Below are 21,088 nucleotides of genomic sequence, written 5' to 3' on the forward strand. Positions count from 1 at the left end.
GCCGATAGACTGACCCCATGCCCACCGACTTCAGCCGCAACGCCCGCACGAGCCTCGACCGCGAGTACGCCTACATGGCCTACGGCATGATCGGCGGCGCCGTGCCCGGCATCGTCGCCGGCTTCGTCGTCGCCGCCTTCGTGGGCCACGCAGCGATGTGGTTGTCGGTCTTCGGCGGCATCGGGATCGTGCTCGGCCTGGTCACCGGGAACCTGCTCCACCGGAGGCGGTACGCCTCGGCCCGGACCGAGGACCCTCGGGAGCGCGGCGCAGCGCCGGAATGACGTGCTCCCGCAGCAGCGGGGCCAGGTCCGCCGGCAGCGCGCCGAGGGAGCCCTCGTCGACCGGCTGCCAGCGCAGCTCCTCGATCTCCGCCAGCGGCACGGGCCGCCCCGTGAGCGGCGCAGTGAAGACCGTGCAGCGCACCCAGGCGCCGGCCTCGTTCGCGGCCGCCGCCTCGAACACCCCGAGCGGGCTCAGCTGAGCGGTGTCCAGCCGCAGGCCGACCTCCTCCGCCGTCTCCCGCACCGCGGCCGACGCCGCGGACTCGCCCGGGTCGAGCTTGCCGCCCACCAGCATGAAGCGCTCCGTGCCGCGCTTGCGCACCGTCAGCAGCGCCCCGTCGTCGTCCCGCAGGCACACGGCGGTGATGGTCAGCACCTCGGCGTCCGCCGGAGGATCGGCGGAGGGTTCTGCGGCGGCGGCGCGCAGCCGGCCGATCTCGTCCTCGAGGTTGCGGGCCGCCGCCGGCCCCCACCGACGCCGGGCCTCGGGGGTCCGGAACAGCGGCTGCCGGGCCCGGAGGTCCTCCAGCACGCGCAGCCGAGCCTGCGCGAACACGGGTCCGGGCACGTGCGCGTACTCCTTCCGCACGCCGGCGGCGTAGGCGGCGTAGGCGGCCGGGTCCGCGCCGAGCACCGAGAGGTCGGCGTCGAGGAGCACCGCGCCGGCGGTGTCCTCGTCCACGACCCGGTGCCCGAGGGTGAGCAGGACGAGCCGCTGGACCTCCGCCACGAGCGGCTCGGAGAAGCCGGCGGCGCCCAGCAGGGTGCGGGCCAGCTCCGCCGACTCCCGCTCGTCCGCCCCGGGACGGCCGCGGTAGACCGCGTCGTGGAACCACGCGGCCAGGACCAGGGCCTCGGACCGGGCGGGACCGAGGCCGGCCCCGGGCCGCAGCACGTCCACGGCCTCGAGCACCGCCAGCAGGTGGGCGGGGCCGTGGTGGTGCCGGTGCGGCTCGCTCCACCGGTCCACGAGCTGCTCGCCCAGCGCCGGGTGCGCCGGGAAGCGGGTGGTCCACCGCCGCAGCAGCACCCGGGCGATCCGGTCCGGACGCGCCCTCGCCGGCACGCGCAGCCCGCTGCGCACGAGCACGCGCGTGAGCTGCCGGCCGTCGACCGGCAGCGCCCCCGCGGCGACCGCCGCGTGGTACTGGCTCTCCCGCACGTCGTAGTGGTCCCGGTCGAAGGCGCGCCGGTCCACGCCCAGGCGGTCCGCGAACTCGTGCAGCTCCTCGTAGGACGTGTCGGAGACCAGGTGCGAGAAGTGCGTCCCGTGGGCGGGCCACAGCGGCGGATCGATGTAGACGGGCATGCGATCGATCCTAGACGCGGCCGGTTAGCGAGGGTCCGGGGGACCCCCTAGACTGTTCGCGTCGCCCTCGTAGCTCAGGGGATAGAGCACGGCTCTCCTAAAGCCGGTGTCGTTGGTTCGAATCCAATCGAGGGCACGCACTGACGCCCCGGACCGCACGGTCCGGGGCGTCCTTCCGTCCGGGACGGCACCGGCTTGGCGCCGCGCGGCACCTGGACGACCGGGGTCCGCCGGGTGCAGACGGGATCCGCGCCGGCCCCGAGGGCGCGCGGTGCCGGCGTGCCCTCCGTGCCCGTGACCGTCGCCCGTCCCCATGATCCGGTCGCACGCCCTCCGCCCAACGCCGGGGCCGCGGGGTAGGCTGGGGCCACCCGCACCGGTCCTCGGGACCGCGCGGGGGGCGGACCGGCCGACGACGACCGGGCGCTCGACGAGGACGACACGGAGGTGCCGGTCATGGAACTGTCCATCGGACTCCCGGACGGCCTGCTCATGCGGCTGACCGAGGGCAACGTCCTGACGCTGTTCGAGAAGGACCACGAGACGGTGCGCCGCACGGTGGACTGCTCCGTCCTCGGCGGCGCCCCCATCGCGGACATGGTGTGGTCGCACAAGCTCTCGGCCGTGATCGTGGCGGTGCCCTCCCTGCACCGTCTCTTCCGCTGGGACCCGTACACCGATGTGCTGTACGAGTTCGCGGGCACGGGCGAGTCCGGGCGGCGGGACGGGAAGGCGGTGCAGGCCAAGTTCGCCGCCACCGTGTCCATCACCGAGGACGGCAACGGCACGCTGTGGCTCATCGACCGGGACTCCTCGTCCCTGCGCTGCATCGAGATCGACACCGACAAGCCCGACGGCGGCCCGCAGGTCTGCACCGTGGTCGGCCGGGCGGGGGCGGGCTTCGCGGACGGACCCGCGGACGTGGCCCAGCTGGACCACCCCGAGGACCTGCAGATCCTCTACGACGGCTCCATCGTGATCGCCGACACCGGCAACGACGCCATCCGCCACCTCGACCCGGCGAGCCGCGAGCTCGACACCGTCTACGGCGGTGGCACCGAGGGCTCCGTCGAGTTCGACGACGACATCGAGCTGAATCGGCCCGTCCGGGTCACGGTCGCCGACTCGGAGCTGTGGGTCGAGGACGACAACGGCCGGCACCGGCTCGAACTGCACTTCGTCTGAGGACCGTCCACCGGCCGGACCGGCTGTCGCCGGGCCTCGGTAGACTGGGCCCACGATGGACTACCTCTTCGACAACCCGCTCCTGCCCTCCGCCTCCGTGGCCCGAGCCGGCGCCGACGCCCGCCCACGGCCCGGCGCCGTCTCCGCCGACGCCCTGGTGGAGGGGCTCAACGACCCGCAGCGGGCCGCCGTGGAGCACTCCGGCTCACCGCTGCTGATCGTGGCCGGCGCCGGCTCCGGCAAGACCCGCGTGCTGACCCACCGGATCGCGCACCTGCTGGCCACCGGGCGCGCCCACCAGGGCGAGATCCTCGCCATCACGTTCACGAACAAGGCCGCCGCCGAGATGCGCGAGCGCGTCGTCGAGCTGGTGGGGGACTCCGCGAGGTCGATGTCGATCTCCACCTTCCACTCCTTCTGTGTGCGCGTGCTGCGGCGGGAGGCCGCCAGCGTGGGCTTGAAGTCGACCTTCTCCATCTACGACTCCGCCGACTCCCTTCGGCTGCTCACCCTCGTGGCGAAGCAGCACGACCTCGACCCCAAGCGTTTCGCGCCCAAGAGCATCCAGCACCGGATCTCCGCGCTGAAGAACGAGCTGGTCGACGACGAGACGTACCTGTCCCGGGTCTCCGAGACCGACCCCTTCGAGAGCGCCGTGGCCCAGGTCTACCGCGGCTACACCGAGCGTCTGCGCGCGGCCAACGCCATGGACTTCGACGACCTCATCGCGCAGACCGTGCACATGCTCCGGGCGTTCCCGCAGGTCGCCGAGTACTACCGGCGGCGGTACCGGCACGTGCTCATCGACGAGTACCAGGACACCAATCACGCACAGTACGCGCTGGTCCGGGAGCTCGTCGGGACCGGGGCGGACTCCGGGGCCGGGGCGAGCCCCGTGCCGCCCGCCGAGCTGACCGTCGTGGGCGACTCCGACCAGTCGATCTACGCGTTCCGCGGGGCCGACATCCGCAACATCGTGGACTTCGAGCAGGACTACCCCCAGGCGCGCACCATCCTGCTGGAGCAGAACTACCGGTCCACCCAGAACATCCTCACCGCCGCCAACGCGGTGATCGCCAAGAACAAGGGCCGCCGGGACAAGCGGCTGTGGACCGCCTCCGGCAGCGGCGAGAAGATCACCGGCTACGCCGCCGAGAACGAGCACGAGGAAGCGCGCTTCATCGCCGAGGAGATCGACCGGCTCCAGGACGAGGACGGGTACCGCCCCGGTGACGTCGCCGTGTTCTACCGCACCAACGCGCAGTCGCGCTCCCTCGAGGAGATCCTCATGCGCGTGGGCCTGCCCTACAAGGTGGTGGGCGGCACCCGCTTCTACGAGCGCAAGGAGATCAAGGACGCGCTGTCCTACCTGCGCGCGATCGTGAACCCGGACGACGACATCAACGTGCGCAGGATCGTCAACGAGCCCAAGCGCGGCATCGGCGACCGCGCGGAGGGTGCCGCCGCGGCCCTCGCCGAGCGCGAGCGGATCTCCTTCATGGCCGCGCTGCGCCGTGCCGACGAGGCGCCGGGCATGGCCACCCGCTCCCTGAACGCGGTCAGGGCCTTCGTCCAGCTCATGGACGACCTTGCCTCGGTCGCCGAGGGCTCGGGGGCCGCCAGCGTCCTCGAGGCCGTGCTGGAGCAGTCCGGGTACCTCGCCGCGCTGCGCCAGTCGCAGGATCCCCAGGACGAGTCCCGGGTCGAGAACCTCGCGGAACTCGTGGCCGTGGTCCGGGAGTTCGAACGGGACCACCCCGAGGCCGGGCTGCCCGAGTTCCTCGAGCACGTCTCCCTCGTGGCCGACGCCGACCAGATCCCGAACCGGCCCGCCGCCGGGACCGAGGGCGGACCGAGCGCCGAGCAGATCGCGGCGGAGGTGGCCGAGGCCCGCGCCCAGGGCGTGGTGACCCTCATGACCCTGCACACGGCCAAGGGCCTCGAGTTCCCCGTGGTCTTCCTGACCGGCATGGAGCACGGGCTGTTCCCGCACCAGCGCTCCCTCACGGACGACAAGGAGATGGAGGAGGAGCGGCGCCTCGCCTATGTGGGGCTCACGCGCGCCCGCGAGCGCCTCTACCTCACCCGCTCCGAGTTCCGCTCCATGTGGGGGCAGTCCCAGTACAACCCGGCGAGCCCGTTCCTCGACGAGATCCCGGCCGAGCTCCTCGACTGGAAGCGCGAGGGGTCCTCGGCCCCGGCGTCGTGGGGCTCCGCGCTGCACGGCGGTGGCTCCGGGCAGCGGGACCCGATGCGGGGCTCGTACTGGGGCGCCGCGGCGGCGTCGAACGCGGCCTTCGAACGGATGGCGCCGTCCCGGGCGACCACGGCGGGACGGGTTCAGCCGAACAAGGAGATCCCCAGCCTGTCCGTCGGCGACGCCGTGGACCACAAGGCCTTCGGCAAGGGCACCGTGGTCTCCGTCGAGGGCGCCGGCGACAAGACCGTGGCGAAGGTGCGGTTCGGGGCCGACGAGAAGCGGCTGCTGCTGCGCTACGCGCCGCTGACGAAGGTCGGCTGACCCGCACGCCCGGGGCCGGACCGGCTCGGGCGGGACGGAAGAGCCTCCGGGTGGGATGCGGTCCGTCGACGGACCGCATCCCACCCGGAGGCTCTTCTCGCGCCACGGCGTCCTGGCCGTGGCCGATCTCCCGCCGGCCGACGCCCTAGGAGGTCGGCGCCTTGATCTGGTAGATCGCGCCGGTCGAGACGTCCTCCTCGAGTGCCTCGAGGGTGCGCCCCCGGGTCTCCGGGACCTGCGTGAAGACGAAGATCAACGCCAGCACGCCGACCGCGGCGAAGAGGAAGAACGTGCCGGTGATGCCGACCGCGGCGACCAGGGAGGGGAAGTAGAGCGAGAGGATGCCGTTGGCGACCCACAGCATGAACACGGACACGCCGATCCCGAAGCCGCGCATGTGCAGCGGGAAGACCTCGGAGAGGTACACCCACACGGCGACGTTGAGGAAGGTCTGCATGGAGCCGACGAAGGCGACCACCAGGGCCAGGATGACGAAGGGCCGCAGCGGGTTGCCCTCCTCGAGCAGCATCGAGGAGATCCCGATGAGCAGGTGGCAGGTGGTCGTGAGGGTGAGGCCGATCATGAAGGTCTTGCGCCGGTCGAGCCGGTCCATCAGGTACAGGGCGATGAAGCCGCCGACCACCGCGATGACCCCGGGGGCGATGTTGGCGATCAGGGCCGCGTTGGCGCTGAAACCGGACTCGATGAGCACGATCTGCCCGTAGTACATGATCGAGTTGATGCCGGTGAGCTGCTGGGCGATGCCGAGGCCGATGCCGACCAGCATGATCCGGATCAGGTGCTTGTTGGTCAGGATCGTGCGCAGACCGATCTGGTTCTCCGCGCTCTCCTCCTCGGCGATGTGCTCGACCTCGCCGAGCTCGGCGATCGCCCGGTCCTCGGAGCGCACGGTCTTGAGCACCTCGAGGGCGTCCTCGTGCCGGCCCTTCTCCACGAGCCAGCGCGGGGACTCGGGCATCCTCAGCATGCCGATGAACAGTGCCACGGCCGGCAGCGCGGAGATGGCGAACATGATCCGCCAGACGCCGGTGACGTCGCTGAAGACGTTGCCGATGATCGCGTTGATCACGAACGCCGAGAGCTGGCCGATGACGATGGCCACCTCGTTGCGGCCCGCGATCGACCCGCGGATCTCGTACGGGGCCAGCTCCGCGAGGAAGACGGGCACGACCGCCGAGGCGCCTCCCACGGCCAGGCCCAGGCAGATGCGCCCGGCCACCAGGATCTCGTAGCTGGGGGTGAAGACGACGATCATCGTCCCGACGAAGAACAGCACGGCCAGCAGGAGGATCGTCTTCCGGCGACCCCAGGCGTCCGAGATCCGGCCTCCGGACAGGGCGCCGACGGCGGCGGCGAAGACGAGGGAGCTGGTGACAACACCCTCGGTCAGCGGGGTGAGGCCGAGCTCGGCCGACATCGGGCGCAGCGCGCCGTTGATCACACCGGTGTCGTAGCCGAAGAGCAGGCCGCCGAAGCAGGCGACGATGGAGATGAGGCCGAGGCGCTTGCGATGCGGTCCGGACGTGAGCGGGGGCAGCGCAGCAGCTGCTTCCCGGGGTGAGGAGGTGGCCATCGAGATGTCCTTTGTTCGTGCGCAGCCGGTGCGCTCTTCACGGTGCTGGCGGGGTGGTGAGACGGGTCGCTCGGTGCGTGACGCACATCTCACTGGACCTGATGTCATTATGTTAGGACATACTTCGGGGCTTCGGAACCCTGCGCCAGGTTTTTTTGTGACCACCACAACATTCTCGGCCGGACCCGGACCCGGACCCGGGCACGGACGGCGCGTGGGTGGCGGAGGCGCCGGGTGCACCGGGGCGGGCAGTCGTGTCCGTCGCCGCCGGCGTGGCCGGAAGAGGCGACCGTCCCGGGCAGGTGCCCCTAGACGAACAGCAGCACCGCCACGGCTGCGGGGGCCGTCCAGCGCAGCGACCTGCCGGTGAGATTGTGCACCGCTCCCAGCAGCGTGCAGCAGACCACGGCCGTGGCGACGGAGGCCCATCCGCCGAGGATCAGTCCGGGCAGGGCGAGCAGGAGCCCGAGGACGAGCCCGCCCACGGGGGCCGCCTGCGTCCAGGGCGCCTGCCGCTGCAGCTCCACGGCACGCTGCACGCATGTCAGGACCAGGGCGAGGAGCAGGGCGCGGCCCACGTGGTAGGCGGCGAAGCCCACCATGCCGAGCCATGCGCCCGCGCCGTACCGGGCGTACAGGTCCAGGTAGAGCTGGATCGGCTGCACGCGCCACTCGCCCACGAGGAAGACGGGCAGGATCACCCCGAGCAGGACGGCCAGCACGAACACGACCAGGGCGGTGGTGGTCCGCCGGTGGTCGACCGCGAGGAAGCGCGGGAGGGCCGAGGGCGATGGGGCAGCGGGGTCCGCGGCCCGGTGGCGCAGCCACGCCACGAGGCCGCGCTGGATCCCGAACCACGCCGCGCCGAGGCACAACCAGGCGAACACCTGCCAGCCGAGCGGATAGACGTCGGGGACCTCCCCGGTGAAGGTGAGCACCGTCCCGTCGACCACGGCCTCCAGTCCGAGGGCCACGAACGCGAAGGTCGCGATCGAGACGAGGAAGCCGGCATCGGCGGGGGCGAACGCCCGGTTCTCGGGAAAGTCGGCGGAGCTCATGGGGCCAGTCAATCAAGAAACACCGCACCGCACGCGCGCGCCCCCGGTTGTGGCCGCCGATTCAGCATGCACTACAGTCTCGTACAGGGAGTGCACCGGAAAGTCCCGCGCCCGGAACGGCTCCGCGGGACGGTCCGGGCGCATCCGTCGGCCTCGGCCGGGAGGATGCGGGTGCTCCGTTCACCACCAGGTCGGAGGACGACCCGCGTACTGCCCGGGTCGCCGCCGACCACGACTTCGACGAAGAAGGGCATACACCCGTGGACCTGTTCGAATACCAGGCACGCGACCTGTTCGAGAAGCACGGCGTCCCCGTGCTCCAGGGCATCGTCGCGACCACCCCCGAAGAAGCAAGGGCCGCAGCCGAGAAGATCGGCGGAGTCACCGTTGTGAAGGCGCAGGTCAAGGTCGGAGGCCGCGGCAAGGCCGGCGGCGTCAAGGTCGCCAAGACCGCCGACGAGGCCTACGAGTACGCCCAGCAGATCCTCGGCATGGACATCAAGGGCCACACCGTCCACCGGGTGATGATCGCCCAGGGCGCCGACATCGCCGAGGAGTACTACTTCTCGATCCTGCTGGACCGCGCCAACCGCTCGTACCTGGCCATGTGCTCCGTCGAGGGCGGCGTGGAGATCGAGCAGCTCGCCGTCGAGCGGCCCGAGGCCCTCGCCCGCGTCGAGGTCGTTCCGACCGAGGGCATCACCGAGGCCAAGGCCCAGGAGATCGTGCAGCAGGCCGCCTTCGACGAGGACACCGCGGCCAAGGTGGTCCCGGTCCTGGTCAAGCTGTGGGACGTCTTCAAGAAGGAGGACGCCACGCTCGTCGAGGTCAACCCGCTGGTGAAGACCGGCGACGGACAGGTCATCGCGCTCGACGGCAAGGTCACCCTCGACGAGAACGCCGAGTTCCGCCAGGCGGAGCACGCCGCGCTCGCGGACAAGTCCAGTGCCGACCCCCTCGAGGAGAAGGCCAAGGAGCACGACCTCAACTACGTCAAGCTCGACGGCGAGGTCGGCATCATCGGCAACGGCGCGGGCCTGGTGATGTCCACCCTGGACGTCGTCGCCTATGCCGGCGAGAAGCACGGCAACGTCAAGCCGGCCAACTTCCTGGACATCGGCGGCGGCGCGTCGGCCGAGATCATGGCCGCCGGTCTGGACGTGATCCTCAACGACCCGCAGGTGAAGTCCGTGTTCGTCAACGTCTTCGGCGGCATCACCGCGTGCGACGCCGTGGCCAACGGCATCGTGAAGGCCCTCGAGATCCTCGGGGATGAGGAGGACAAGCCGCTCGTGGTCCGCCTCGACGGCAACAACGTCGAGGAGGGCCGGCGCATCCTCGCCGGTGCCAACCACCCGCTCGTCACCCTCGCCGAGACCATGGACGAGGGCGCGGACAAGGCCGCCGAGCTCGCCCACGCCGCCAACTGATCCGCCGACCGGACGAACACTTCTAAGGAACGAACAGCAATGTCAATCTTTTTGAACAAGGACTCCAAGGTCATCGTTCAGGGCATCACCGGCGGCGAGGGCACCAAGCACACCGGTCGCATGCTCGCGGCGGGCACGCAGGTCATGGGTGGCGTCAACGCCCGCAAGGCCGGCACCACCGTGGCCCACCAGGACAAGGACGGCAACAGCGTCGAGCTGCCGGTCTTCGGCACCGTCGCCGAGGCCGTCGAGAAGACCGGCGCGGACGTGTCGATCGTCTTCGTGCCGCCGGCCTTCACGAAGGACGCCGTGATCGAGGCCATCGACGCCGAGGTCCCGCTCGTCGTGGTCATCACCGAGGGCATCCCGGTGCAGGACTCCGCCGAGTTCTGGGCCTACGCGAAGTCGAAGACCGACGCGGACGGCCGGCGGACCACCCGCATCATCGGACCGAACTGCCCCGGCATCATCACCCCGGGCGAGTCGCTCGTGGGGATCACCCCGGCGAACATCACGGGCAAGGGCAAGATCGGGCTGGTCTCCAAGTCCGGCACCCTGACCTACCAGATGATGTACGAGCTGCGCGACATCGGGTTCACCACCGCCATCGGCATCGGCGGCGACCCGATCATCGGGACCACCCACATCGACGCCCTCGAGGCGTTCGAGGCCGACCCCGAGACCGAGGCCATCGTGATGATCGGCGAGATCGGCGGCGACGCCGAGGAGCGCGCCGCGGACTTCATCAAGGCGAACGTGTCCAAGCCGGTCGTCGGATACGTCGCCGGCTTCACCGCTCCCGAGGGCAAGACCATGGGCCACGCCGGCGCCATCGTCTCCGGCTCCTCGGGCACGGCACAGGCCAAGAAGGAGGCCCTCGAGGCCGCGGGCGTGAAGGTCGGCAAGACCCCGTCCGAGACCGCCCAGCTGATGCGGGAGATCTTCGAGAGCAAGTGATCCGGCGGGCTCCGGCCCCGTCGGCGCAGCACCGGAGGAAGGCCCCGTCCACGACGTCCGTGGGCGGGGCCTTCCCGAGTGGACGGGGCCTCCCGTGTGGTCGGGGGTCCGGGGCTCAGAGCTCTCCGGTCAGGAACTGGGCGGTGCCCAGGCCGAAGGACCAGTCCTCGCGGGTGTTCTCGGTGACGGAGACGATGAGGTCCTGCGGATCCAGCCCGGTGCGCTGTTCGAGACGGTCGGCCAGGGCCCGGTACATGGCCTGCTTCTGGGCCTCGCTGCGGCCCTGCTGGGTGACCTGGACGATCACGAGGTCGTCGGTGCGGGTGTAGCCCAGGCCGGTGTCCTCGGCGATGAGCTGACCCGGCTTGTGCTCGGTGACGATCTGGTAGCGGTCGCGGGACGGGGCGGCGAAGGTGTCCAGCATGACGTCCTGGACCACGTCGGCCAGTTCGCGGAGCTGTGCGGGGGTGCGGCGGTTCTCGGTGACGTCGATGCGCACGAGGGGCATGGTGGAGAGCCTTTCGGTGGGTGGTGTGTTGCCGCCACCGGGCGCGGCGCACCCGGTGGCGGCAGGGCGGGGCGGGGACGGGTCGAGCGGCGGCCGCGGACCGCGCGGTGCGATGTCCGTGCCGTGCGACGTCCGTGGTGCGGAGCGGACGCCCGGCGGGGAGGCGTGGTGGCAGGCGTCACGTCCTCCGCAGTCAATCTCGCACCGCGGCGGAGCCATGTCAAGACATAAGGACAATTAAAGGGCCGTTGCGACGGCCCCTTGCCGGCAGGACGCGGGTGGCCGTCCGGACGGGCGTGGGTCGGGCGGGCGCCGGCGCAGATCCCGCCGCCCGGAGCGCTGGATGTCGGGGCCTTGGAGGTCGCCGGGGCGGCACCCGGAGGCGCGGCGCCGAGCACTGCGACCGTACTTAGACGTTATGTCTTTACAAACTGACGTGATGTCGTATCCTGGTTGTGATCCGGACCACTGATCGGCCGGGCGCCCGGTGTCTTCGCCGGGGCGCCGGTCCAGCACCAGAAAGCAGGTCACCATGGCGCAGCAGAACGCGACCACCACGACCGCCGGCGCGGCGGCACAGCGGCAGAACGCACAGCAGGAGAACCCCGTGCTGATCGGCACCGCCCCGGACTCGTGGGGCGTCTGGTTCCCCGACGACCCCCAGCAGACCCCGTGGGAGCGGTTCCTCGACGAGGTCGCCGAGGCCGGCTACTCCTGGATCGAGCTGGGCCCGTACGGCTACCTGCCCACGGACCCCGCCCGGCTCGCCGACGAGCTCGCCCAGCGGAACCTGAAGGTCTCCGCGGGCACGGTCTTCACGGCGTTCCACCGCGGCGCCGGCCAGTGGCAGGAGGCCAGTGGCAGGAGGCGTGGGAGCCCGCGCGCAAGGTCGCCGAGCTGACCGCCGCCATGGGCGGTGAGCACATCGTGGTCATCCCGGCCATGTGGCGCGACGACGTGACGGGTCAGGCCCTCGAGAACGAGCACCTGAGCACCGAGCAGTGGAACGCCCTCTGCACGGGCCACGACCGGCTCGGCAAGGTGCTGCGGGAGGAGTTCGGCCTCCAGCAGCAGTTCCACTCCCACGCCGACTCCCACGTGTGCGGCCAGCCCGACATCGAAACCTTCCTGGACCGCACCGACCCGGAGCTCGTCACCCTGTGCCTGGACACGGGCCACGCGGAGTACGGGGGTGCGTCCTCCGTGGACCTCATCCGCAAGCACCCCGAGCGGATCGGCTACCTGCACCTGAAGCAGATCGACCCCGTGATCCTGGAGCGCGTGCGCCGCGAGAACCTGACCTGGGCCGCCGCCAACCTCGCCGGTGTGATGGTCGAGCCGCCCGCCGGCCTGCCCGACCTCGCGGAGGTCATCACCGAGGTGGAGAAGCTGGACCGGCCGATCTTCGGCATCGTCGAGCAGGACATGTACCCCGTCTCCTCCTTCGACGTCCCGCTGCCCATCGCCGCCCGCACCCGCTCCTACCTGCTGGGCTGCGGCTCCCGCACCCGCGTCCGCTGACCCGTCCGCGCACCACCGACCCGGAGAACCGTCCATGAAGATCGCCCTCGATCCCACACCGTTCCACTCCACCCACTCCCTGCTCGAGTTCCCGCAGCTCGCCGCGGACCTCGGCTACGAGTACCTGCAGCTGACCCCCCACGCCGACTTCCTGCCCTTCTTCAACCACCCCAAGGCCGACGACCAGCTCGTCGCGGACCTGCGGGCGGCCTGCCGCGACGCCGGGGTGCAGATCGCCTCCGTGCTGCCCGTGCTGCGCTGGTCCTCCCCGGACCCCGACGCTCGCGAGGCGGCCGTGCGCTACTGGAAGCGCGCCATCCGGATGACCGTGGACCTCGGTGTGCAGCAGATGAACACCGAGTTCCAGGGGCGCCCCGAGCGCGCCGAGGAGTCGGAGCGGGCGTTCTACCGGTCGATGGAGGAGCTGCTGCCCCTCATCGAGCGCGAGGACGTGCACATCGCGATCGATCCGCACCCCGACGACTTCGTGGAACAGGGCCTCGCCGCCTGGCGGGTGATCCGGGGCGTGAACTCCCCGAACCTCGGCTTCGCCTACGTGGCGCCGCACACCTTCCACATGGAGGACGAGCCGCTGGAGATCATGGCCGCAGTGGGGGACCGGCTGCGCGTCGTCCACGTCGCCGACACCATGGACCACCACCGTTCGCACGGCCTGCGCTACATCACCAACCCCCCGGGCAACGCGGCCCGGGTGCACCAGCACCTGAAGGTCGGCGACGGCGACGTGGACTGGGACGAGTTCTTCGGCGGACTCGCCACCAACGGCTTCCTCGACCGCGAGGACTCCGTGATGGTCTCCTCGGTCTTCGCCGAGAACGAGAACGCCCTGGAGGTCTCCCGCTACCAGCTGGAGCAGATGCGCGAGCGCTCCGCCGCCGTGCGGAAGGCAGAGGTGCAGGCATGAGCTACGACGTCGTGACCCTGGGGCGCATCAGCGTCGACATCTACCCCGACGACGTGGGCGTCGGTCTCGAGGACGTGACCACGTTCCGCAAGTACCTCGGCGGGTCGCCGTCGAACGTCGCGGTCGCAGCGGCCCGCCACGGCGAGTCCGCCGCGGTGATCACCCGCACCGGCGACGACCCGTTCGGCACCTACCTGCACCGCGAGCTCACCCGCTACGGCGTGGACGACCGCTTCGTGACTCCCGTGCCGGGACTGCAGACCCCCGCCACGTTCTGCGCGATCCGGCCGCCGGAGGACTTCCCGCTGTACTTCTACGGGCGCTTCCCCACCGCCCCGGACCTGCAGATCCGGCCGGAGGAGATCGACGCGGAGGTCGTGCGGGACGCGCGGATCCTGTGGTCCACCGTCACGGGCCTGTGCCAGGAGCCGTCCCGCTCGGCCCACATCGCCGCCCACGAGGCCCGGCCGCGCGAGCAGCTGCGCGGCGACCAGCACACGATCCTCGACCTCGACTACCGGCCCATGTTCTGGGACTCCGAGGAGGACGCCCGTGCCCAGGTCCACGAGCTGCTCCAGCACGTGACCATCGCCATCGGCAACGACAAGGAGTGCGCGGTGGCCGTGGGGGAGGGCACCCCCGACGAGCAGGCCGACCGGCTCCTGGCGGCCGGCGTGCGCATCGCCGTGGTCAAGCTCGGCCCCGAGGGGGTCATGGCCAAGACCCGCGACGAGCGCGTGGTCTCGGCCCCCGTCCCGGTGGAGACCGTCAACGGCCTCGGCGCCGGGGACTCCTTCGGCGGCGCCTTCTGCCACGGCATCAACCAGGGCTGGGGCCTCGAACAGGTCCTCGACTACGCCAACGCCTCCGGCGCGATCGTGGCGTCGAGGATCTCCTGCTCCGACGCCATGCCCACCCCCGACGAGGTCTTCCAGCTGCTGCGCGAGCGCGGCCGCGCCGTACCCGAAGGAGCCACCCGATGACCACGACAACCCCCCTCGAGCTCGACACGGCGGACCCGCGCCGCTACGAGCACCTGACCCGGATCCGGCTCGAGGACCCTCGCGCCGTCCAGCGCGCCGCCGACTCCCGTCGCCGCCACCCCGGACCGGTGCACGGCCGGCAGAACTTCGTCGTCGCCGCGGACCACGCGGCCCGCGGCGCCCTGAAGGTGCGCGACGAGGCCGGCGCCATGGCCGACCGGCGCAGCATGCTCGACCGCCTGCAGATCGCCCTGGCGGACCCCAGGGTCGACGGCGTGCTCGCCTCCCCGGACGTGCTCGACGACCTGCTGCTGCTCGGGGCCCTCGAGGGCAAGCTCGTGTTCGGCTCCATGAACCGCGGCGGGCTGCCCGGACTGGTCAACGAGATCGACGACCGCTTCACGGGACACACCGCCGAGGCGCTGAACCGGGTCGGCGCCGACGGCGGCAAGATGCTCACCCGGATCTGCTTCGAGGACCCGAGCACCACCTCCGTGCTGGAGTCCACCGCCCGGGCAGTGGACTCCCTGGCCGCCCTGGGCCTCATCGCGATGGTCGAGCCGTTCATCTCCCGGGTCACCGGCACCGGCGTCGTCAACGACCTCTCGGCCGACGCCGTGATCCGGTCCGTGGCCATCGCCCAGGGCCTCGGCGGCACCTCCGCGCACACCTGGATGAAGCTGCCCGTGGTCGAGGACATGGAGCGCGTCATGGCCGCCACCACGCTGCCCACGGTCCTGCTGGGCGGAGACCCGAGCGGCCGGCCCGACGAGGTCTTCGCGACCTGGGCGGCCGCCCTCGCGCTGCCCGGCGTCCAGGGCCTGACCGTCGGCCGCACCCTGCTCTACCCCGAGGACGGCGACGTCGCCGGCGCCGTGGCCACCGCCGCGTCCCTGCTGAAGGGGCACCCCGTCGAAGAAGGAGCCGCCCGATGAGCACCCGCACCCTGTCCGTCTCCCAGGCGCTGGTGGAGTTCCTGGCCAACCAGTGGACCGTGGACCGCATCGGCGGCGAGGAGTACCGCCAGCGCACGATCCCGGGCATGTTCGGCATCTTCGGCCACGGCAACGTGGCCGGCGTGGGGCAGGCGCTCAAGCAGTACCAGGCCGAGGACCCCACGGTGATGCCCTACTACCAGGGCCGCAACGAGCAGGCCCAGGTGCACCAGGCCGTCGGCTACGCCCGGCACACCCGGCGCCGGGCCACCTTCGCGGTGAGCACCTCGATCGGCCCCGGAGCCACCAACATGGTCACCGGCGCCGCCCTGGCCACCACGAACCGGCTGCCCGCGCTGCTGTTCCCCTCGGACCAGTTCGCGTCCCGCACCCCGGACCCGGTGCTCCAGCAGCTCGAGCGCCCCGACGCGGGCGACATCACGGTCAACGACGTCTTCCGCCCGGTCTCCCGCTTCTTCGATCGCGTGGTCCGCCCCGAGCAGCTCTTCTCGGCGCTGCTGTCCGGCATGCGCGTGCTCACGGACCCGGCCGAGACCGGGGCCGTGACGATCGCGCTGCCGCAGGACGTGCAGGCGGAGGCCCTCGAGGTGCCCGAGGAGTTCCTCGCCCCCCGGGAGTGGCGGATCCGCCGCCCCGCCCCGGAGGAGGAGGACGTCCGTGCGGCCGTTGCAGCGATCCGCGCCGCCGAGCGGCCGGTCGTCATCGCCGGTGGCGGGGTGCACTACGCCTTCGCCACCGAGCAGCTGCGCGAGTTCGCCGAGGCCACCGGCATCCCCGTCGCCTACACCCAGGCCGGCGTGGGCGTGCTGGACTGGGACCACCCGCTGTGCCTGGGCGCCGTGGGCTCGACCGGCTCGACCGCGTCCAACGCCGTGGTGGCCGAGGCCGACCTGGTGATCGGCATCGGCACCCGGTACGAGGACTTCACCACCGCGTCCCGCACCGCCTTCCAGCACCCGGACGTGCGCTTCGTCAACGTCAACGTCGCGGCCTTCGACGCCTACAAGCAGGGCAGCTCCGTCCCGATCGTCGCCGACGCCCGCAAGACCCTGGTCGAGCTGACGACGGCGCTCGGCGGGTACCGGGTCGGCGCGGACCTCGCGGAGACCGTCGAGCGGGAGAAGCGGCGCTGGGACACCACGGTGGACGCCGCCTTCGGCGAGCGGCACCTGCCGCTGCCCAGCCAGAACGAGATCATCGGGGCCGTCAACGAGGCCATGGACGACTGCGACGTCGTCGTGTGCGCCGCGGGCTCCCTGCCCGGGGACCTGCACAAGATGTGGCGGGTCAAGGACCCCTACGGCTACCACGTCGAGTACGCGTTCTCGTGCATGGGCTACGAGATCGCCGGCGGGCTCGGCGTCAAGCGGGCCGCGGTCGCCGAGGCCGAGCGGACCGGAGCTCCGGAGGACGCGCGCGACGTCGTCGTCATGGTCGGCGACGGCTCGTACCTGATGATGCACACCGAGCTCGTCACGGCCGTGGCCGAAGGCCTCAAGCTCGTGGTCGTGCTCATCCAGAACCACGGGTACGCGTCGATCGGCGCCCTGTCGGAACAGCTGGGGTCCCAGCGCTTCGGCACGAAGTACCGCTACCTGGACGAGGAGCGGCACAGCTTCGACGACGGCTCGACCCTGCCGATCGACCTCGCCACCAACGCCGAGTCCCTCGGCGTGCGCGTGCTGCGGGTCGAGTCCGGCGACGGCGTGATCGACCGGCTGAAGGCGGCCGTCGCCGAGGCCAAGGCGGTGCCCGAGGGCTCCGGCCCCGTGCTCGTGCACGTCGAGTCGGATCCGCTGATCGACGCGCCCAGCTCCGAGTCCTGGTGGGACGTGCCCGTCACGGGCACCGCCACCCTGTCGTCCACCCACGAGGCCTACGAGGTCTACCAGCAGTACAAGGCCCGGCAGCGTCCGCTGCTCGGGGAGTCCAGGAGGAACGCATGAGCCAGCAGACCCAGCAGCAGATCCAGCACGTCGAGCACTTCATCGCCGGCGAGCGCACGCCCGGCTCCGGGGACCGCACCCAGGAGATCTACAACCCCGCGACCGGTGAGGTGTCCGGCATCCTGCACCTGGCCACGGACGAGGACCTGCAGCGCACGGTCGCTGCCGCCCGCACTGCGGCCGACTCGTGGGGAGACGTCTCCCTGGCCAAGCGCACCGCGGTGCTGTTCAAGTTCCGCGAGCTCGTGGCCGCGCACACCGACGAGCTGGCCGCCCTGATCACCGCCGAGCACGGCAAGGTGCTCTCCGACGCCAAGGGTGAGGTGGGCCGCGGCCTCGAGGTCGTGGAGTTCGCCTGCGGCATCGCCGAGCAGCTCAAGGGGGAGTTCTCCGACCAGTTCTCCACCGGCATCGACGTCTACTCCTTCCGCCAGCCCCTGGGCGTGGTGGCCGGGATCACCCCGTTCAACTTCCCGGTGATGGTGCCGCTGTGGATGGCCCCCGTGGCCATCGCCACCGGCAACGCGTTCATCCTCAAGCCCTCGGAGCGCGACCCCTCGCCGTCCCTGCTGATCGCCGAGCTGTGGCAGCGGGCCGGTCTGCCGGACGGTGTCTTCCAGGTCCTGCACGGCGGCAAGGAGGCCGTGGACGGGCTGCTGACCCACCCGGACGTGGACGGCATCTCCTTCGTGGGCTCCACCCCGATCGCGCAGTACGTGCACGAGACCGCCACCAAGCACGGCAAGCGGGTGCAGGCCCTCGGCGGCGCGAAGAACCACGCGATCGTCCTGCCGGACGCGGACATGGACTCCGCGGCCGACAACCTCACGGCGGCGGCCTTCGGCTCCGCCGGGGAGCGCTGCATGGCCGTGTCCGTGGCCGTGGCCGTGGGCGAGGCCGCGGACCTGCTCGTGGACAAGCTGGCGGAGCGGGCGAAGGACATCACCGTGGGCAACGGCATGGACTCCTCCTCCGACATGGGTCCGGTCATCACCCCGGCCTCGCGCGACCGGGTCCGGCGGATCGTGACCGCCGCCGAGGAGGCCGGTGCGGCCGTGGTCGTGGACGGGCGCGATCTGATCGTGGCCGACCACGAGAACGGCTTCTTCGTGGGCCCGACCGTCCTCGACAAGGTGCGCCAGGACATGGAGGCCTACGAGGAGGAGATCTTCGGGCCGGTGCTCGTCGTGCTGCGCGTGGACAGCCTCGAGGAGGGCATCGAGATCATCAACGCCAACCCGTACGGCAACGGCACCGCGATCTTCACGTCCTCCGGGGCCTACGCCCGCCAGTTCAAGCGGCGCGTGACGGTGGGCATGATCGGGGTCAACGTCCCGATCCCGGTGCCCGTCGCCTGGCACTCCTTCGGGGGCTGGAAGGCCTCCCTGTTCGGTGACCACCACATCTACGGTCCCGACGGCGTGCGCTTCTACACCCGCGGCAAGGCCGTCACCGAGCGCTGGCCCGAGCCGCACCACGCCTCGGGGGCGTCCTTCGCGTTCCCGTCCTCCGGGGACCACTGACCCGCACCCCGCTCCCGCGCTCCCGCCGGCCCCGCACCGGCGGGAGCGCGGTCCCGAACCACCCGTGCCCCACCGGGGCAGATGAAGGAGACCGACCATGAACACCCCGCTGCGCGTCGCCGTCGTCGGCGCAGGACGCATGGGCGCCGACCACATCGAGCGCCTCCACCGACGGATCAACGGCGCCGAGGTCGCCGCCGTCGTCGACATCGACAGGCCCCGCGCCGAGGCCGCCGTGGCCCACATCCCCGGCGCCGTCGCGTACACGGACCTGCAGGAGGTCCTGGACCGGGGGGCCGCTGACGCCGTCCTGATCGCGACCCCCGGATTCCTGCACGAGCAGGTGCTGCTGCCCGTCATCGAGCACGGCCTGCCCATCCTGTGCGAGAAGCCGCTGACCCCGGATGCGGAGTCCTCCTGGCGCGTGGTCGAGGCGGAGGTCGCCGCCGGCCGTCAGCTGATCCAGGTCGGCTTCATGCGCCGCTTCGACGCCGGCTACCTGAGCCTGCGCCGGATGATCGAGGAGAAGACCTACGGCGAGCTGCTGACCCTGCACCACCAGCACCGCAACCCCACCACCCCGGCCGGGTTCACCAACGAGATGATCATCAACGACTCGGTGGTCCACGAGTTCGACGCCGTGCGGTTCTTCACCGGCGAGGAGATCACCTCCGTGCAGGTCCGGATCGGACGCTCCACCCGCAACGCGCCCGCGGGCCAGCGTGACCCCCAGCTCGTGCTCCTGGAGACCGAGTCCGGGATCCTGGCCCAGGTGGAGGTCTACGTCAACGCCCAGTTCGGCTACCAGGTCGCCACCCAGGCGTCCTTCGAGACGGGCATCGTCGGCATCGGCGGCGACCAGGAGCCCTACGTCCGCACCGCCGGCACCTGGGGCGGGTCCGTGACGCCCGGGTTCGAGGAGCGCTTCGTCGAGGCCTACGACCGCGAGATCCAGGCCTGGGTCGACGCGGCCGCCCGCGGGGAGATCGGCGGGCCCTCTGCCTGGGACGGCTACGCCACGGCGGCGTGCTGCGAGGCCGGCGTCCGGGCGCAGGCCAGCGGGGAGATCGTGCCCGTGCAGCTCCAGCCCAAGCCGGAGCTCTACGGCGCCGGCGTGCCGGCCGGCGCCGCCCGCTGACGACCGGCGCCACGGACACCGTGCCGGGCCACCGGCGGCCCGGCACGGCAGGACCCGTTTCCCGCACGTGCGGGGGACGGGTCCTGCCGTTCGCGCGTGGGGCCCCCGTCAGGGCCCCGGGCGGGGCGGGGCTGCGGAGCCCCGGACGACCAGCTCCGGGCTCAGGAGGCGACGCCCCGGGGGATCCCCGGGCCCGCCGATCCGGGCCATGAGACGCTCGGCGGCCACCGCGCCGATCCGGGCGTTGCGGCTGTCGACCGTGGTGAGCTCCAGGAGGTGGGTGGAGGCGATGGGGGAGTCGTCGTAGCCGATCACGGAGAGGTCCTGCGGCACGCGCAGCCCGCGCTCGCGGGCCGCCGCCAGAGCGCCCATCGCCATGGTGTCGTTCGCGGCGAAGACCGCAGTGGTCCCCGGCGCCTCGTCCAGCAGCCGCGCCGCGGCCACGTAGCCGTCCTCCTCCGTGGTGGCCCCGTCCCCCGGAACGGTCCGCGGCGCCAGACCGGCCGCGGACATCGCCTCCGCGAAGCCCTCCGCCCGCAGCCGGGCCGCTCCACCACCGCCCGTGAGGTGGCCGATGCTGCGGTGGCCGAGGTCCATCAGGTGCTCCGTGGCCCGGCGCGCGCCGAGGCGATCGTCGTTCGCGACGACGTCGGCTCCGGGGACCACGCCCTGCCGGTGGCCGGCCACGACGACGGGCAGCCCCTCCGGCACGCGCATGGCCGGGCTCGGCTCGGTCGCGATCACCAGCCCGTCGACGCGCATCGACAGGAAGCCGTCCAGCGGGCTCGCCTCCACGTGGGCGTTGAGCGTGTGGTCGGCGACGGCGATCCGGAACCCGTGCTCCGCCAGGCCCTCCTGCAGCCCGCGCAGCAGCTCCACGAACCACAGGTTGCGGTAGTCGTCGATCAGCACGCCGATCGTGCGCGTCGTGGCCCCGGCCAGAGCGGAGGCCGCCTGGCTCGGCCGGTAGTCCAGCCGCGCCATGGCCTCGAGCACCGCCGTGCGGCGGGCCTCCGACACGCTGGGCGACCCGCGCAGGACCAGGGAGACCAGCGACTTCGAGACGCCGGCCGCCTGGGCGACGTCGTAGATGGTCGGGGCGCGTTCCGGACGGGAGCTCATCGCTCCATTATCCGTCAGAAATTGTCCTGACATATGGCTTGACCCTGGTCGGCAGCCGGCTCTACGCTTCGTTGGAGCGCTCCAAAAGCGGGCCGGTCCCGGTCGTTCCCCGTCCGCCGCGCCTTCCA

Annotated in this window: 16 protein-coding genes, 1 tRNA gene and 1 pseudogene; 13 read left to right on the forward strand and 5 right to left on the reverse strand. The window is 71.6% G+C overall.

From position 1 onward, the window contains the following. The first annotated feature begins 17 nt into the window (after nucleotides 1–17). Complete coding sequence (locus ABD220_RS02495; RefSeq protein ID WP_344119530.1) at nucleotides 18–284, forward strand: hypothetical protein; 267 nt, start codon at nucleotides 18–20, stop codon at nucleotides 282–284. Here the strand turns inward: ABD220_RS02495 and ABD220_RS02500 are convergent. Then, entirely contained in the window at nucleotides 202–1,593 is a 1,392-nt protein-coding gene (locus tag ABD220_RS02500) for a DUF4031 domain-containing protein (RefSeq protein ID WP_344119531.1), read from the reverse strand. The genes ABD220_RS02495 and ABD220_RS02500 overlap by 83 nt on opposite strands. A gap of 63 nt (nucleotides 1,594–1,656) precedes the next feature. Between ABD220_RS02500 and ABD220_RS02505 the strand changes: the two genes are divergently transcribed. The 3 genes from ABD220_RS02505 (at nucleotide 1,657) to pcrA (ending at nucleotide 5,299) form a co-directional block, all read left to right on the forward strand. Next, nucleotides 1,657–1,729: transfer RNA gene (locus tag ABD220_RS02505), tRNA-Arg, on the forward strand. A 320-nt stretch (nucleotides 1,730–2,049) separates the two neighbouring features. Next, the gene (locus ABD220_RS02510; protein ID WP_344119532.1) at nucleotides 2,050–2,778 is read left to right on the forward strand and encodes an NHL repeat-containing protein; all 729 of its coding nucleotides are present in this window, start codon (nucleotides 2,050–2,052) and stop codon (nucleotides 2,776–2,778) included. Nucleotides 2,779–2,833: 55 nt separating this feature from the next. Then, nucleotides 2,834–5,299, forward strand: a complete 2,466-nt coding sequence (gene pcrA, locus ABD220_RS02515) for a DNA helicase PcrA (protein WP_344119533.1) — start codon at nucleotides 2,834–2,836, stop codon at nucleotides 5,297–5,299. 145 nt (nucleotides 5,300–5,444) lie between these two features. Here the strand turns inward: pcrA and ABD220_RS02520 are convergent, their stop codons facing one another. Both ABD220_RS02520 and ABD220_RS02525 read right to left on the reverse strand, forming a co-directional pair. After that, nucleotides 5,445–7,001, reverse strand: coding sequence for a sugar porter family MFS transporter (locus tag ABD220_RS02520; RefSeq protein WP_425552495.1), 1,557 nt, complete (start codon nucleotides 6,999–7,001; stop codon nucleotides 5,445–5,447). 200 nt (nucleotides 7,002–7,201) lie between these two features. Beyond that, a complete protein-coding gene (locus ABD220_RS02525; RefSeq protein ID WP_344119535.1) occupies nucleotides 7,202–7,951 on the reverse strand; it encodes a hypothetical protein in 750 nt (249 codons plus the stop codon). 260 nt (nucleotides 7,952–8,211) lie between these two features. On the opposite strand from ABD220_RS02525, the gene sucC reads away from it, so the two are divergent. Continuing rightward, entirely contained in the window at nucleotides 8,212–9,381 is a 1,170-nt protein-coding gene (sucC, locus tag ABD220_RS02530; RefSeq protein ID WP_344119538.1) for an ADP-forming succinate--CoA ligase subunit beta, read from the forward strand. A 39-nt stretch (nucleotides 9,382–9,420) separates the two neighbouring features. Continuing rightward, a complete protein-coding gene (sucD, locus tag ABD220_RS02535) occupies nucleotides 9,421–10,338 on the forward strand; it encodes a succinate--CoA ligase subunit alpha (protein WP_344119540.1) in 918 nt (305 codons plus the stop codon). Between the two features lie 115 nt (nucleotides 10,339–10,453). Here sucD and ABD220_RS02540 read toward each other — a convergent pair whose 3' ends face one another. Further along, nucleotides 10,454–10,846, reverse strand: a complete 393-nt coding sequence (locus ABD220_RS02540) for a tautomerase family protein (RefSeq protein WP_344119542.1) — start codon at nucleotides 10,844–10,846, stop codon at nucleotides 10,454–10,456. Between the two features lie 532 nt (nucleotides 10,847–11,378). Between ABD220_RS02540 and ABD220_RS02545 the strand changes: the two are divergent. The 7 genes and pseudogenes from ABD220_RS02545 to ABD220_RS02575 all read left to right on the forward strand — a co-directional run bounded on the left by ABD220_RS02545 (nucleotide 11,379) and on the right by ABD220_RS02575 (nucleotide 19,838). Continuing rightward, a pseudogene (locus ABD220_RS02545) lies at nucleotides 11,379–12,367 on the forward strand (sugar phosphate isomerase/epimerase family protein). Between the two features lie 34 nt (nucleotides 12,368–12,401). Then, entirely contained in the window at nucleotides 12,402–13,292 is an 891-nt protein-coding gene (locus ABD220_RS02550; protein ID WP_344119544.1) for a sugar phosphate isomerase/epimerase family protein, read from the forward strand. Continuing rightward, nucleotides 13,289–14,275 (forward strand): 5-dehydro-2-deoxygluconokinase, encoded by a 987-nt coding sequence (gene iolC / locus ABD220_RS02555; protein WP_344119545.1) that lies wholly within the window; start codon nucleotides 13,289–13,291, stop codon nucleotides 14,273–14,275. The genes ABD220_RS02550 and iolC overlap by 4 nt, the downstream gene beginning before the upstream one ends. Then, a complete protein-coding gene (locus tag ABD220_RS02560; protein ID WP_344119547.1) occupies nucleotides 14,272–15,210 on the forward strand; it encodes a Cgl0159 family (beta/alpha)8-fold protein in 939 nt (312 codons plus the stop codon). The genes iolC and ABD220_RS02560 overlap by 4 nt, the downstream gene beginning before the upstream one ends. Continuing rightward, complete coding sequence (gene iolD, locus ABD220_RS02565) at nucleotides 15,207–17,177, forward strand: 3D-(3,5/4)-trihydroxycyclohexane-1,2-dione acylhydrolase (decyclizing) (RefSeq protein WP_344119548.1); 1,971 nt, start codon at nucleotides 15,207–15,209, stop codon at nucleotides 17,175–17,177. The genes ABD220_RS02560 and iolD overlap by 4 nt, the downstream gene beginning before the upstream one ends. Further along, nucleotides 17,174–18,700 (forward strand): CoA-acylating methylmalonate-semialdehyde dehydrogenase, encoded by a 1,527-nt coding sequence (locus ABD220_RS02570; RefSeq protein ID WP_344119549.1) that lies wholly within the window; start codon nucleotides 17,174–17,176, stop codon nucleotides 18,698–18,700. Before iolD ends, ABD220_RS02570 begins: the two co-directional genes overlap by 4 nt. Nucleotides 18,701–18,797: 97 nt before the next feature. Beyond that, nucleotides 18,798–19,838, forward strand: coding sequence for a Gfo/Idh/MocA family protein (locus tag ABD220_RS02575; protein ID WP_344119551.1), 1,041 nt, complete (start codon nucleotides 18,798–18,800; stop codon nucleotides 19,836–19,838). Nucleotides 19,839–19,946: 108 nt separating this feature from the next. On the opposite strand, the gene ABD220_RS02580 is transcribed toward ABD220_RS02575, so the two are convergent. Next, complete coding sequence (locus ABD220_RS02580; RefSeq protein ID WP_344119552.1) at nucleotides 19,947–20,960, reverse strand: LacI family DNA-binding transcriptional regulator; 1,014 nt, start codon at nucleotides 20,958–20,960, stop codon at nucleotides 19,947–19,949. Nucleotides 20,961–21,088 lie beyond the last annotated feature (128 nt).

The sequence above is a fragment of the Kocuria aegyptia genome, from assembly GCF_039530085.1.
GTDB classification, from domain to species: Bacteria; Actinomycetota; Actinomycetes; order Actinomycetales; family Micrococcaceae; genus Kocuria; species Kocuria aegyptia.